This is a genomic window from Chryseobacterium taichungense, from assembly GCF_900109935.1.
In the GTDB taxonomy this organism is placed as follows: domain Bacteria; phylum Bacteroidota; class Bacteroidia; order Flavobacteriales; family Weeksellaceae; genus Chryseobacterium; species Chryseobacterium taichungense.
The window spans coordinates 37722-51416 of sequence record NZ_FOBV01000013.1 but is presented as its reverse complement, the minus strand read 5'-3'; the positions used below and the strand labels follow the sequence as shown (position 1 = coordinate 51416).

Genomic DNA, 13695 nt, shown 5'->3' with positions numbered 1-13695 from the left:
CGTATTCCGTTGAAGTCTTTTTTTGTTCCAACCCTATTAAATAAACTGTAATGTTCAGTAAAAAAATAAAAATAAAAACCGTTTCTAAAAAAACGCTCGGGGATCTTCAGACTCCGATGAATATTTATCTGCAGGTACGCGATAAATTCAGGGATACCATTCTGCTGGAAAGTTCAGATTCTAAAAATATTGACAATAATTTTTCTTTTATTGCCATTAATGCCATTGCAGGAATCGAGATTAAAAATTTAAATGAATTTGAAGTAAAAATTCCCGGACAGGAACCTTTTAAACAACCTTTACAGCAAAATATTGAAACCCTTTTCGAGGATTTCTCCGGAATTTTTGAATGCGAAAAGACACAAGATCCGGTTGTTGAGACTGCGCAAAGCCTTTTCGGATATACAAGTTTTGAAGCCGTACAATTCTTTGAAAATCTGATTTTTAAACCTCAAAGTAAAGAAGTTGAAATTCCGCTGCTTCGGTACCGCCTGTATCAATATGTGATTGCCATTAATCATTACAATGATGAAATGCATATCATTGAAAACCAGATTGAAGGTATAAAGTCTGAGATTCAACTGCTGGAAAGTTTTATAAAAAATAAAAATTCGGTGATTTATCCTTTTGAAAAAAACGGAGCAGAAACTTCCAATATTATCGATGAAGAATATATTGATCTTGTAAAAACTGCCCAGAAACACTGCATGCGAGGTGATGTATTTCAATTGGTTTTAAGCAGAAGATTCGAACAGAAATTCAAAGGGGATGAGTTCAACGTTTACCGTGCGCTCCGGAATATTAACCCTTCGCCTTATTTATTTTTCTTTGATTACGGAAATTACAAATTATTTGGCTCCAGTCCTGAAAGTCAACTAATTATTAAAGACAACAAAGCCATTATTCATCCTATTGCAGGAACTTTTAAAAGAACAGGCCACTTTGAAACCGATCTTCAATCCATTGAATCATTAAAAAATGACCCAAAAGAAAATGCGGAGCACACCATGCTTGTCGATCTTGCCAGAAATGACCTCGGAAAAATCGGGAAAAATGTAACAGTAACCAAACTCAAGGAAATACAGCTTTTCTCACATGTTATTCACATGGTAAGTGAAGTTACTGCCGATTTACCTGAAGAAACCAATCCTTTCAAAATGATGGCCGCTACCTTTCCACAAGGAACTTTAAGTGGAGCCCCAAAGCACAAAGCATTACAGCTTATCAACACCTATGAAAAAGATTCGAGAGGATATTATGGTGGATGTATCGGGTTTTTCGGGTTAAACGGGAGCTGCAACCAGGCCATTATGATCCGAACATTCTTAAGCAAAAACAATACGTTGTATTACCAGGCAGGAGCAGGAATCGTAGCAAAATCTGATCCTGAAAGCGAATTGCAGGAAGTAAACAATAAACTTAATGCATTAAAAAAAGCGGTAGAGAAAGCCGAAAAGCTGGTTGATCATTAAATATAAACTTAAAAATCAGAACAAATGAATAACAATATGAACGAAATCAAAGTTCTCGTCTTCGACAATTACGACAGCTTTACCTACAATCTTGTCCAGATTATTGAGAGAATTTTAAATACCAGAGTTGACGTGGTAAAAAATGACCAGATTACTTTGGAGGAAATCGGGAAATACGACAAAATAGTTCTTTCCCCCGGCCCCGGAATTCCCGAAGAAGCAGGAATTTTATTGGAATTAATTAAAGAATATGCTCCTACAAAAAGTATTCTGGGCGTTTGTCTCGGTCAGCAGGCTATTGCTGAAGCATTCGGAGGAAGCCTTATTAATCTGTCAGAAATTTTCCATGGAGTTGCTACTTCTGCAGAGCTGGTAAAACCAGATACAAAAATTTTCAAAGACCTTACCAGCGGACTCGAAGTCGGAAGATACCACAGCTGGGTGGTCAATCGTGAAGATTTTCCGGAAGAGCTTGAAATTACGGCCATTGACAAAGACGGTATGATCATGGCCCTGCAGCACAAAACCTATGACGTTCACGGAGTTCAGTTTCATCCGGAAAGTATTCTAACGCCCGAGGGAGAAGTAATAATCCGGAATTTTCTCCTGAACTAAACATTCATTTTAAAGCTCAATCAATGAAAGAAATCCTCGAATATCTTTTCAACCATCATACATTGTCGAAGTCTCAGGCAAAAGCTATTATGATTGAAATCGCTCAGAATAAATTTAATCCACAGGAAGTTACTGCTTTTATCAGCATTTTTTTGATGCGTAATATTACCCTGCCAGAACTGGAAGGTTTCCGTGAAGCGCTCCTTCAGATGGCCATTCCTGTAGATATTGATGCGAAAGACGCCATTGATATTGTAGGAACCGGTGGTGATGGAAAAAATACGATAAACATCTCAACATTAGCCAGTTTTGTGGTTGCCGGCGCAGGTCAGAAAGTCATAAAACATGGAAATTACGGGGCATCGACTCTTACAGGATCATCTAACGTACTGGAGGAATGTGGATATGAATTCAAAAACAGCTCGGAAAGACTGCAGGAAGATCTTGAAAAAGCCAATATCTGCTTTTTACATGCTCCTTATTTCCACCCAGCTCTGAAATCGGTAGGAACTTTAAGAAAGTCGCTTGGACTAAGAACATTTTTCAATCTGCTTGGTCCGCTGGTTAATCCGGCAAAACCTCAATTTTCCATGATCGGGGTTTACAATCTTGAAATTGCACGAATTTATCAGTATCTGCTGCAAAAAGATGCCCGCGACTTTGTCATCGTTCATGGATTGGATGGGTATGATGAGATCAGTCTCACACATGACACCAAAATTATTACTAAAAATGGTGAAGAAGTGTATTCAGCTAAAGACTTAGGCTTTGAAGCGGTAACTGCTGAAAGCATAAAAGCCGGGACAAGTATTCAGGAAACAGCAGAAATTTTCAGGAATATTCTGAGCGGAAATGGCAGTAATCAGCAGAATTCAGTAGTTCTTGTCAATGCTGCGGTTGCGCTTTTAAATACAAAGAAATTCGGTAATTATAATGAATGTCTTGCATTTGCGCGGGAAAGTCTTTACAGCGGAAAAGCTTTTCAAAGTTTCAATCTGTTAATCAATTAATTACAATATTTATTAATGATATGAACATACTTGATAAAATCATACACAGAAAAAAGAAAGAACTTGAATTTTTAAAAGCAGAAATATCCCTCCAGCAGTTGAAAGATTCCGAATATTTTGGAAGAACCCCATTTTCACTGAAGAAAACTCTTAAAAACAAAAGCGGAATTATTGCGGAATTCAAAAGACAGTCACCCTCCAAAGGTGTAATTAATGATCAGGTGAGTCCGTTGGAGGTAGCTTCAGCTTATGAAAGATCAGGGGCAAGCGGAATTTCCATTTTAACAGATAAGGATTTTTTCGGAGGAAGTTTTAAAGACATTATTCAAATCCGCGATCATATTAATATTCCGATTTTGCGAAAAGATTTTATGATTGATGAATATCAGTTTTACGAAGCGAAAAGCATGGGCGCCGATGTGGTATTGCTTATTGCCGCCTGTCTTTCGGTTTCTCAGGTTAGGGATTTTACAGATCTTGCACATCAGCTGAATCTTGAGGTTTTACTGGAAATTCATTCGGAAAGTGAATTAAAATATTATAACACAAATGTTGATATGGTTGGCATCAACAACCGTAATTTAAAAAACTTTGATGTTAATCTTGATCATTCTGTTCAGCTGAAAAATCAACTTCCGGAAGATGTTCTATCAGTAGCAGAAAGTGGAATTTACAGTGTCGAAGATTTTAAATACCTGAAAGAAAAGGGGTTTGATGGTTTCCTGATGGGAGAATTTTTTATGAAGAATCAAAATCCGGGCAAGAAATTCAGTGAATTTATTTCAAAAGCACAATAATTGTTTAAAATGGTAACAATGATTAAAAGCTTACATGAATTATCTCACAACAGTCAGCTCAAACTCAAGGTTTGTGGTTTAATACAACTGGCACAGATTCAGGAACTGGCTGCTATGAATACAGATTTTCTAGGATTTATCTTTTATGAAAAATCACCCAGATTTATTTTAAATCATATAACCCCGGGACAAATTGCGGACATCAGGCATCAGGGAAAAGTAGGTGTTTTTGTGAATGAAAGTTTAGAGAAAATTGTGAACACTACAGAAAGTGCAAAACTGAATTTTGTCCAGCTCCACGGTGATGAGGATGTAGACTTTATTTCGGAATTAAGAAAAAAATTAAATCCTCAGGTCGAAATTATTAAAGCAATAAGAATTGGAAACCAAGACGTCACTGAATTACAAAAAATCATTCATCAATATCAATTTAACATCAATTATTTCCTTTTCGATACCGATTCAATAGCATTCGGCGGAACCGGAAAAACCTTCGACTGGAATCTTTTAAACCGTATTGAAATTCCTCTTCCCTATTTTCTTAGCGGAGGCATTTCACTAGAAAATATTGAAAAAATAAAGCTGTTAAAGCACAAGCCATTTGCTATAGACGTCAATTCACGATTTGAAATAAAACCCGGAATCAAAGATCTGGAAAAAATTAAAATTTTAAAAAATAACATCAAATAAAAAAGAGTCCTGAAAGGACGACCTACAAAAGAATCGGATGTAAGTCCGATTTAAAATTAAATCAACAATCAATTAAAAACACAAACAGATGTCACAATCATTGGTAAAAAATTATGTACACATTGTTTTCAGCACAAAACACAGAGAAGATTTCATTGACGAAAAAATAGAAAAAGAGCTCTTTCCATATATTGCAGTCGTATGTAAAAATTTAGAAAGTAATGCTTTACAAATTGGAGGAACAGATAACCATATTCATATCCTTTGTTTGCTTTCAAAGAAAATTGCTTTAATGAGATTAGTTCAGGAAATTAAATCGTATTCATCAAAATGGATGAAAACAAAAGGAAAAAAATATGAAAATTTCTTCTGGCAGGATGGCTACGGAGCTTTTTCAGTGACTGAAGAAAATGTAGTGATGATGAAAAATTATATCATGAACCAAAGACAGCATCACCAACAGATCCATTATCAGGATGAATTGATTGGAATTCTCGAAAAACATAGAATGAAATATGATGAAAAATATTTATGGGATTAGTTTGATTGGACTGCATCCAATCCTGACGTAGGCCGTCCCTTCGGGACTTGCCCAATAAAAAAATATAACTTTAAAAGAAAAAAAATGAATTATAAAAATCCCGATCAACACGGATATTACGGTGAATTCGGAGGAGCTTTTATCCCCGAAATGCTCTATCCCAATATAGAAGAATTGCAAAACAATTACCTTGAAATCATTGAATCCGAAAATTTTCAGAAAGAATATCAGGGTTTGTTAAAAAACTATGTAGGCCGGGCAACGCCGCTATATTTTGCTGAAAATTTAAGTGATCAATACCAGACTCAGATTTATTTAAAAAGAGAAGATCTCAATCATACCGGAGCGCACAAGATCAATAATGCCTTAGGACAGGTTTTATTAGCCAGACACCTTGGAAAAAAACGAATTATTGCAGAAACCGGAGCAGGGCAACATGGCGTTGCAACAGCGACTGCCTGTGCTTTATTAGGGTTGGAATGTATTGTTTACATGGGAGAAATCGATATTCAGCGGCAGGCTCCGAATGTAGCGAGAATGAAAATGCTGGGTGCAGAGGTTATTCCTGCAACTTCCGGATCTAAAACCTTGAAAGATGCCGTAAATGAAGCGTTACGGGACTGGATCAACAATGCCTCCACAACGCATTACGTTATTGGAAGTGTTGTAGGTCCTCACCCTTTCCCTGATCTGGTGGCCAGATTCCAAAGTATTATTTCAAAAGAAATTAAAGAACAGCTTTTAGAACAGTCAGGACGCCAAAAACCGGATTATGTCATTGCCTGTGTTGGTGGCGGAAGTAATGCGGCAGGAGCTTTTTATCATTTTGCGGATGATGAAAATGTAAAGCTCATCGCAGCTGAAGCGGGAGGCTTTGGTATAGATTCCGGGAGGTCTGCCGCCACTACTTTTTTGGGAACAAAGGGCATCCTTCACGGCAGCAAAAGCCTGGTAATGCAGACTGACGACGGACAAGTAATTGAACCACACTCCATCTCTGCCGGTCTGGATTATCCAGGAATCGGACCTTTTCACGCGAACTTATTTAAAGAAAAAAGAGCGGAATTTTTCAGCATCAATGATGATGAAGCTCTGCAATCAGCTTTCCGGTTGACCAAGTTTGAAGGAATTATTCCTGCTTTGGAAAGTGCACATGCATTGGCGGTGTTGGATAAAAAGATTTTTGACAAGAATGACATCGTCGTCATTTGCCTGAGTGGCCGCGGAGATAAGGATATGGAGACCTATTTGAAGTATTTAAATAATTAATTTTGCTGAAACTATAAACTATGTTTGGAAAAACTATTAAAACATTTCTTATTGATGGAGAGCCTAATGGAAGACTAACTTGTGAGCTTTCAAATTGGACAGGAAAAGCATTTAAAATCCCTAGAAATAAAATAAAAATCTCGGCTGATAGATCGGAATTGGAGAGCACTGGTATTTATATTTTATTTGGAAAGTCCACAAATAAAGATTTAGCTTACATAGGAGAAGGTGAAGAAATATACAAAAGAATTACGCAGCAGGTTTCGGGTAAAGATTTCTGGAATGAGGTAATAATCTTTATAAGTAAAGACGAAAATCTGAACAAAGCTCATGTAAAATATTTAGAGAATAGACTTTTCGAAATCGCAAAAAAAGTTAATAGATATGACTTAATCAACACTAATATTCCAACAAGATCTAGTATTTCGGAATCAGACCGAGCAGAGATGGAAGAATTTATTGAGAATATAAAGCTGTTAACCAATTCACTAGGCTATAAAATTTTTGAAGAACTTATTCATGAAAACCAGACAGTAGAAGAACAAATAAATAATACATTTTATATAAAAGCTACACGAGGAGCAAATGCTAAGGGCCAGATTACAAATGAAGGCTTTGTAGTTTTAAAAGGATCCGAAATTGCTGATTCAGTTACCAATTCTTTAAATCAATCAGTAGTAAGTTTTAGACAGCGATTGATTGATGAACAAAAAATTGTTGCTATAAATAATAAATTAGTTTTTACAGAAGACTACTTATTTAGTAGTCCCTCTACTGCAGCCGCAATAGTTATGGGTAGGAGTGCAAATGGATTAACAGAGTGGAGATTATCTGACGGTAGAATTTTAAAATCAATAGAAATTTAATGAAAAAACTCAACATATACTTCACAGCGGGAATTCCCCAACTGGAAGACACTGCAGAAATTATACAACTTATCCAGAATGCCGGTGCTGATATGATCGAAATAGGAATGCCTTATTCTGATCCGGTTGCCGACGGGCCTGTAATTCAGAAAGCTCATGAACTTGCCTTAAAAAACGGCATGACCATTCAAAAACTTTTTTCACAGCTGAAATCTATAAAGAATGTTATCAAAATTCCGATTATCCTGATGGGATATATTAATCCTGTTTTAAGTTTTGGATTTGAAAAATTTTGTGCAGAATGTTCGGAGAGTGGCGTTTCAGGATTAATAATTCCTGATCTGCCACCTATTGAATTTGAAAAGAATTATCAGCAGATTATTAATAAATACAATTTAAATTTTACATTCCTGATCACACCGGAAACCTCAGATGAGAGAATTTTATACCTTGATTCTTTAAGTTCGGGCTTTCTGTATGCCGTAAGTTCGTCATCTACTACAGGGAATACAAATGTCAATCTGAAAAATGAAAGCTACTTTTCCAGAATAGCCTCATTACCGTTAAAAAATCAGGTCATGATTGGCTTTGGAATCAAAACAAAAGGAGATTTTGAAAAGGTAAACGAAAAAGCCAGCGGCGGAATCATCGGAACTGCCTTTGTTGATATTTTACTCCATCATAGAGATTGGAAGAACAAGGCTATAGATTTCATCCATTCTGTGAAAGGTTAAAAATCACTAAATTTGTATCATCAAAAATTAAAATGAATACACATCAGAATAAAGTCGTTACATTTGAAGATTTAGGAACCCTGGAATATCAGCCTGCCTGGGATTACCAGGAATCTTTAATGAAAAACATTATAGACCTTAAAATCAAAAACCGCGACTTGCCTTCAGAAGAATATATTACAACACCCAACCACTTTCTTTTAGTGGAACATCCCCACGTTTACACATTGGGGAAAAGCGGACATGAAGAAAATATGCTTGCCGGAATTGATAAATTAAAGGAAATCGATGCCACGTTTGTAAAAGTAAACCGCGGCGGAGATATCACCTATCACGGATACGGACAAATTGTAGGCTACCCCATTCTCGATCTTGAAAATTTCTTCACTGATATTCACAAATACATGCGAAATCTGGAAGAAGTGATCATCAGAACCATTGCTGAATATGGTTTGAAAGGCGAACGATCCCAAGGGGAAACAGGAGTCTGGCTGGATGTAGGGAAGCCTTACGCCAGAAAAATCTGTGCGATGGGTGTAAAAGCGTCCCGGTGGGTGACACTGCATGGTTTTGCTTTAAACGTCAACACCGATATGCGCTATTTTGAATACATCATCCCGTGTGGAATCAAAGACAAACAAGTGACTTCCCTTAAAAGAGAACTTGAAAGAGAACTGACGCCCGATGAAGTGGAAGATATCAAAGCAAAAATCAGAAAGCATTTTGAAGAGGTTTTCAGTGCAGAACTGATAAACAAAAATTAAATATTATTAAGCGATCTGTTTCAAAAAAGAAACAGATTTTTATTTAAAGTAAAAATTAAATTGCACACAATTTAATTTGGCAACATTTTTGCAAAGACTATTCCAAAATAAAATAATTAGCAAAATGTCATTAATAGAAGATTTAAACTGGAGACATGCCGTGAAAGCATATGATCCTGCAAAAAAAATTTCAGAAGAAGATTTAAACAAAATTTTAGAAGCCGCAAGACTTGCTCCTACTTCGTCAGGTCTTCAGCCATTCCGGGTAGTGGTTGTAGAGAGCCAGGAATTAAAAGAAAAAATGGTTAAGGGTGCATTGAATCCCGAAGTCATGAGAGATTCTTCGCATGTTTTGGTTTTCGCAGCGTGGGACAGCTATTCGGATGAGAAAATTGATAAAGTATATGATTATCATACCGATGTCAGAGATTTGCCAAGAGGGCGCTTTTCCAGCTATACGGATAAAATTAAAGAAATATATGGTGCTCAGACTCCTGAACAACATTTTGCTCATACGGCAAGACAGACTTATATTGCTTTAGGACTGGCTATGGCTCAGGCAGCAGAATTAAAAATCGACAGTACGCCTGCGGAAGGATTCAGCAATGAGGTGGTGGATGAAATCCTGGGACTGAGAGCATTGGGACTGAAGAGTGTAAGTCTTTTGTATCTCGGTTACAGAGACGAAAAAAACGACTGGCTTTCCCACATGAAAAAAGTCAGAATTCCTATGGAGGAATTTATCATTAGAAAATAATCAACAATTTAATTTTCAGTATCATGCAACATCAGGAATCTTTAAAACTGCAAAACCAACTCTGCTTTCCACTTTATGTGATTGCAAAAGAGATTACGGGTCTTTACCGTCCGTTTCTTGATGAACTTGATATTACTTATCCTCAATATCTTGTGATGATGGTATTGTGGGAAAACGACGGACTTTCGGTAAATCATATCGGAGAAAAGCTGTATCTGGACAGCGGCACCCTTACGCCACTTCTTAAAAGGCTTGAGAATAAAGGCTTTATCTCAAGAAAAAGAAAAAAAGAAGATGAAAGAGTCGTCGAAGTATTCATTACAGAAGCAGGAAAAGCTTTACAGACAAAAGCCTGCGAAATTCCGGCAAAAATTTATAAAAAAATAGATGCTACTGAAGAAGATTGGCTTGATCTGAAAACAAGCGTTATGAAAATTTTAAACAAAATAGAAAAATAATGAAAACCTTATATACGACAAAAGTAACGGCGACCGGAGGAAGAAACGGTCATGTAAAAAGTGACAATGGAATTCTTGATCTTGATGTAAAAATGCCAAAAGCGCTCGGTGGTGCCAATGACGATTTCGCTAATCCTGAAATGCTTTTTGCAGCCGGATATTCGGCATGTTTTGACAGTGCACTGAACAGAGTAATTTCTTTGTCAAAGATAAAAACAAGTGAAACAACCGTAACCGCAGAAGTAAGTATCGGCCAGATTGACAATGGCGGCTTCGGGCTGGCCGTACAGCTGGATGTAAATATCCCAGGAGTTTCTATCGAAGAAGCTCAGTCTTTAACAGAGAAAGCTCACGAGATCTGTCCTTACTCCAATGCAACCAGAAATAATATTGAGGTCAGACTTTCGGTAACGAACAACTAAGATTATTCTTATGATATTTAAAATCTGTTTCTTCGGAAGCAGATTTTTTTTGTCTCATATCAGCAGATGTTATTGTATCCTACCAAAATCATTTATATGTTTGTGTTTTAAAAGAAAAGATTTGAAAAACATAATAGCCTTAATCATTACCGTCTGCAGCTGGATTAGTGTATATTCTCAACATACGTATGTCTTTTTTGGTTCATTTAACTGGGATAAGAATACTGAAGGAATTTACGTCTATGAATTGGATACCATCAGCGGAAATTTGTCAAAAATAACTTCCCTGAAAGGTATTGTAAATCCTTCTTTTCTTACAATGTCGCCGAATGGAAAATACATTTTTGCCTGCACAGAAAGTAAAACGGAAAATGGAGGAAGTGTAAGCAGCGTTGAATTCAACGTTAAAAAGAAATCATTAACAATCATTAACTCACAAAAAAGCGGTGGTGAAAACCCTGTATATCTTACAGTACATAGAAATGGAAAATGGCTTATCAACGGAAATTATACGGAAGGAAGTGTTTCAGTTTATCCTATTTTAAACGACGGAAAGATTGAACCTTATACTCAAAATTTTCAATTTTCAGAGGGAAGTATAAATCCTGACAGACAAGAACGTGCACACATCCACTCCACTGTTTTTTCTCCGGATTTTAAATACATTTTCATGCCGGATTTAGGCGCTGATAAAATAAGAATTTATCAGTTCCAAGATGGAAAAGAGAAACCGTTACAGAAAACAGAAACTCCTTTTGTACAAACAGTTCCTGGTAGCGGGCCAAGACATTTGACCTTTCATCCGAATGGGAAATTTGCCTATTGTATTGAAGAAATGGGCGGAACCGTAAGTGTATATTTCTATGAAAATGGAAAACTTGAAAATATTCAGCGGATTGCTACTCATTCAGCAAAATATAAAGAATGTTTTGAAGGTTCAGACATTCATATATCCCCGGACGGAAATTTCCTTTACGCTTCCAATCGAGGGCATGAAAACAACATCGCCATATTTTCCATTCAAAACAACGGGATATTGAAAACCATAGGCTATCAATCTGTAAAGGGAAAACATCCTAGAACATTTAATATTGATCCCAGTGGAAAATTTTTGATTACGGCCAATACGGGAACTAATGAAGTAGTCGTTTTTAAAAGAAATCCTGAAACAGGTTTATTGAAAAAAGTAGGCAGAAAGATCAAAATTAAAAATGTGTCTAATGTTCAAATTGGGAAGTATTGATTTTTGAACGCTACCTTGTCACAGAATTACTTTTCTTAAAAGCATCCACTTTCTGATACGAATCGTTTTTCTCTTTCTCTTTTTTATCGGAGATCAAAACACCAAAAAGGTGGTCGATCTCGTGCTGGAAAATGACGGCGGTGAACCCTTCTACCATTTCTGAAAACTTCTGCCCATTTAGATCGACGTATTCCAGCTGAATGACTTTGCTTCTGTAAAACTGATCCCTAAAATCGGGAATCGACAGATCACCTTCCGGACCGAGGTTCTGGAGTTCCGATCTCCAGACAATCACCGGATTAATGAAATATTCTAATGGTTCGCCAGGCTTATCGAAACGCTGAACCCAGATCACTCTTCTGTTGATTCCGACCTGAGGAGCTGCAATTCCTACTCCGCCATCCGTAGACAATAAAGATTCCTTCATTCTTTTAACAAGCGTCGCCGTGTTTTTATCCAACGGATCAATCGCTGTAGAGAGGCTCAGCAATGTTTTGTGCTGATGCTCATCGGTTGTTTGATAAATCGGTAATGCAGTGTTGATGTTGCCTTGATTGATCAGGGAAATCTCTTCAGCAGTAAGTTTCTGCGCCTGCACTAAACCGATAAATAAAATCAGTAGAAAGGAAATCTTTTTCATGTTGACGGAATATTAAACAAATATAAATGATGTTTTTAATTTTTGGTATTATAAACAAACAGATTTTGCAGATTGCACGAATGATTTGGATTAAATTATCCCTTTATAAGTGTAATATTATCGTATCAAAAACAATGTTAATGGAAACTTTCTGTTTTTATTTCAACACAATGAGCGCTAGGTTTTATTTGAAATGATTTCGTATATTTTTCCCGTTCGCAAAGGCGTTAACACTCAGCAAATGATAGCTAAATTTAATTTATAATAAGCATAACTAAAGGTTTAAGAACGAAGTTCAGTTTTCGTTATCTTAAATTAAGAATCTATTTAATAAATACCTTTGTTTACTTTGCGATAAAGAATTAAATAATGATTGATTAATCTCAAACTATTACAGTTATTTTAAGAGATTCTTCACTCCGCTTCGCTTTGTTCAGAATGACAAAATGGTGGGTAATTTATTCGCTTATCAATTTTAACCTTTAACTTTAAACTTGGCTCTTCTAATACGTTTTCGTCATATCTGCAGGAATGATAAGATTAAAATCTGTCGGAATATAATCTTTTTGCGGAACTTTCAATTCGGGATCTTCAGATTCGAAGACCGAAATGACCGCCATTTTCAGGTTAGGATTTTTTTGCCTGATGTACCAGTAAATACCACCGAATTCTTTGCTGTGATAATTTCCATTGTAATGGATAAAAGTTTTTCCAGCCTGTAAATTTTTCAGGATTGATTCTGCCATGGTGGCATCTTTAATAGCCTGCGCTGAAATAAAATTCATCACTTTCATTTCTTCCGCATGATCACCCATCATTTTTTTCATTTCAGGATAGCCTGGGGTGTCAAGTGTCACCTTGATTGGTAATAGAGCGATATATGTTTTGTCTTTAGCCGGTAAATTATTCAACGATTCCAGTCCTTCTTTTGAGGTTTGGGAGGCGTATCTTCTGGGAACATTGGTCGCAATGAACGGCAGTTTTTTAGCTTTAGCAAAATCAACCAATGGTTTATAATCGGTGGAAAAATTATTCCACAGCCTTGCGGAATCTTTTAACGTTTTAGCATCAAATGTTCCATTTAAGTATTTGTTTAATTGTTCCTGATTATCCCTTTCAAACATTTCGGCACCCAGGATAAGCTGCCCACCTTTCTTTTCAAATAAAGCTTCTGTAACTTTTAACTGCAGCCAATGGTTGATGGAACTGTTGTGGTTTTCACCAAAGAAAACGATATCGTAATCTGCGAGTTCTTTCACTAATTTTTCAGTTCCGATTTCCTTTCCTTTTTTGTTGTAGAATTGATAGGCCTTGAAATCCTGCGCATTCAATGAGCAGAAAAGCACAAGTAATAGTATTGAGAAAATATTTTTCATATTTAGTTAATTAGATTATTTAATGTAGTGCAAAGGTCGGA

General features: G+C 36.4%; 16 protein-coding genes. 14 read left to right on the top strand and 2 right to left on the bottom strand.

The window, feature by feature from the left end; translation table 11 throughout:
* The first annotated feature begins 50 nt into the window (after positions 1-50).
* The 14 genes from BMW64_RS19320 to BMW64_RS19255 all read left to right on the top strand — a co-directional run bounded on the left by BMW64_RS19320 (position 51) and on the right by BMW64_RS19255 (position 11638).
* Positions 51-1472, top strand: a complete 1422-nt coding sequence (locus tag BMW64_RS19320; protein WP_090002166.1) for an anthranilate synthase component I family protein — start codon at positions 51-53, stop codon at positions 1470-1472.
* Positions 1473-1517: 45 nt separating this feature from the next.
* Positions 1518-2087, top strand: coding sequence for an anthranilate synthase component II (locus tag BMW64_RS19315; RefSeq protein WP_090002199.1), 570 nt, complete (start codon positions 1518-1520; stop codon positions 2085-2087).
* A gap of 23 nt (positions 2088-2110) precedes the next feature.
* Positions 2111-3097 carry an anthranilate phosphoribosyltransferase gene (gene trpD, locus BMW64_RS19310; protein WP_090002164.1) on the top strand — a complete coding sequence of 329 codons (987 nt, stop codon included), beginning with the start codon at positions 2111-2113 and terminating at the stop codon, positions 3095-3097.
* Positions 3098-3117: 20 nt separating this feature from the next.
* The gene (trpC, locus tag BMW64_RS19305) at positions 3118-3894 is read left to right on the top strand and encodes an indole-3-glycerol phosphate synthase TrpC (protein WP_090002162.1); all 777 of its coding nucleotides are present in this window, start codon (positions 3118-3120) and stop codon (positions 3892-3894) included.
* Between the two features lie 18 nt (positions 3895-3912).
* Positions 3913-4584 carry a phosphoribosylanthranilate isomerase gene (locus BMW64_RS19300; protein ID WP_090002197.1) on the top strand — a complete coding sequence of 224 codons (672 nt, stop codon included), beginning with the start codon at positions 3913-3915 and terminating at the stop codon, positions 4582-4584.
* Positions 4585-4672: 88 nt separating this feature from the next.
* Positions 4673-5125 carry an IS200/IS605 family transposase gene (gene tnpA / locus BMW64_RS19295; protein ID WP_090002160.1) on the top strand — a complete coding sequence of 151 codons (453 nt, stop codon included), beginning with the start codon at positions 4673-4675 and terminating at the stop codon, positions 5123-5125.
* A gap of 84 nt (positions 5126-5209) precedes the next feature.
* On the top strand, positions 5210-6394 hold the full coding sequence (trpB, locus tag BMW64_RS19290; protein WP_090002157.1) for a tryptophan synthase subunit beta: 1185 nt from the start codon (positions 5210-5212) through the stop codon (positions 6392-6394).
* 20 nt (positions 6395-6414) lie between these two features.
* Complete coding sequence (locus BMW64_RS19285) at positions 6415-7260, top strand: GIY-YIG nuclease family protein (protein ID WP_090002155.1); 846 nt, start codon at positions 6415-6417, stop codon at positions 7258-7260.
* Positions 7260-7994: a tryptophan synthase subunit alpha gene (trpA, locus tag BMW64_RS19280; RefSeq protein WP_090002153.1), complete on the top strand. Its 735-nt coding sequence runs from the start codon at positions 7260-7262 to the stop codon at positions 7992-7994. Before BMW64_RS19285 ends, trpA begins: the two co-directional genes overlap by 1 nt.
* Positions 7995-8026: 32 nt before the next feature.
* A complete protein-coding gene (gene lipB / locus BMW64_RS19275; protein ID WP_090002151.1) occupies positions 8027-8758 on the top strand; it encodes a lipoyl(octanoyl) transferase LipB in 732 nt (243 codons plus the stop codon).
* Positions 8759-8882: 124 nt separating this feature from the next.
* On the top strand, positions 8883-9515 hold the full coding sequence (locus BMW64_RS19270) for an NAD(P)H-dependent oxidoreductase (RefSeq protein WP_090002149.1): 633 nt from the start codon (positions 8883-8885) through the stop codon (positions 9513-9515).
* 23 nt (positions 9516-9538) lie between these two features.
* Complete coding sequence (locus tag BMW64_RS19265) at positions 9539-9973, top strand: MarR family winged helix-turn-helix transcriptional regulator (protein ID WP_090002147.1); 435 nt, start codon at positions 9539-9541, stop codon at positions 9971-9973.
* A complete protein-coding gene (locus tag BMW64_RS19260) occupies positions 9973-10395 on the top strand; it encodes an organic hydroperoxide resistance protein (RefSeq protein WP_090002145.1) in 423 nt (140 codons plus the stop codon). Before BMW64_RS19265 ends, BMW64_RS19260 begins: the two co-directional genes overlap by 1 nt.
* 121 nt (positions 10396-10516) lie before the next feature.
* The gene (locus BMW64_RS19255) at positions 10517-11638 is read left to right on the top strand and encodes a lactonase family protein (protein WP_317048329.1); all 1122 of its coding nucleotides are present in this window, start codon (positions 10517-10519) and stop codon (positions 11636-11638) included.
* A 10-nt stretch (positions 11639-11648) separates the two neighbouring features.
* On the opposite strand, the gene def is transcribed toward BMW64_RS19255, so the two are convergent.
* Complete coding sequence (gene def / locus BMW64_RS19250) at positions 11649-12278, bottom strand: peptide deformylase (RefSeq protein WP_090002141.1); 630 nt, start codon at positions 12276-12278, stop codon at positions 11649-11651.
* Positions 12279-12781: 503 nt separating this feature from the next.
* Positions 12782-13654, bottom strand: coding sequence for a ChaN family lipoprotein (locus BMW64_RS19245; protein WP_090002139.1), 873 nt, complete (start codon positions 13652-13654; stop codon positions 12782-12784).
* Between the last annotated feature and the right edge of the window lie 41 nt (positions 13655-13695).

What these genes read in the sequence shown, in the direction of transcription:
- BMW64_RS19320 (WP_090002166.1), top strand. Translation starts at nt 51, where the DNA reads ATGTTCAGTAAAAAAATAAAAATAAAAACCGTTTCTAAAAAAACGCTC.
- trpD (WP_090002164.1), top strand. Translation starts at nt 2,111, where the DNA reads ATGAAAGAAATCCTCGAATATCTTTTCAACCATCATACATTGTCGAAG.
- trpC (WP_090002162.1), top strand. Translation starts at nt 3,118, where the DNA reads ATGAACATACTTGATAAAATCATACACAGAAAAAAGAAAGAACTTGAA.
- BMW64_RS19300 (WP_090002197.1), top strand. Translation starts at nt 3,913, where the DNA reads ATGATTAAAAGCTTACATGAATTATCTCACAACAGTCAGCTCAAACTC.
- tnpA (WP_090002160.1), top strand. Translation starts at nt 4,673, where the DNA reads ATGTCACAATCATTGGTAAAAAATTATGTACACATTGTTTTCAGCACA.
- trpB (WP_090002157.1), top strand. Translation starts at nt 5,210, where the DNA reads ATGAATTATAAAAATCCCGATCAACACGGATATTACGGTGAATTCGGA.
- BMW64_RS19285 (WP_090002155.1), top strand. Translation starts at nt 6,415, where the DNA reads ATGTTTGGAAAAACTATTAAAACATTTCTTATTGATGGAGAGCCTAAT.
- trpA (WP_090002153.1), top strand. Translation starts at nt 7,260, where the DNA reads ATGAAAAAACTCAACATATACTTCACAGCGGGAATTCCCCAACTGGAA.
- lipB (WP_090002151.1), top strand. Translation starts at nt 8,027, where the DNA reads ATGAATACACATCAGAATAAAGTCGTTACATTTGAAGATTTAGGAACC.
- BMW64_RS19270 (WP_090002149.1), top strand. Translation starts at nt 8,883, where the DNA reads ATGTCATTAATAGAAGATTTAAACTGGAGACATGCCGTGAAAGCATAT.
- BMW64_RS19265 (WP_090002147.1), top strand. Translation starts at nt 9,539, where the DNA reads ATGCAACATCAGGAATCTTTAAAACTGCAAAACCAACTCTGCTTTCCA.
- BMW64_RS19260 (WP_090002145.1), top strand. Translation starts at nt 9,973, where the DNA reads ATGAAAACCTTATATACGACAAAAGTAACGGCGACCGGAGGAAGAAAC.
- def (WP_090002141.1), bottom strand. Translation starts at nt 12,278, where the DNA reads ATGAAAAAGATTTCCTTTCTACTGATTTTATTTATCGGTTTAGTGCAG.
- BMW64_RS19245 (WP_090002139.1), bottom strand. Translation starts at nt 13,654, where the DNA reads ATGAAAAATATTTTCTCAATACTATTACTTGTGCTTTTCTGCTCATTG.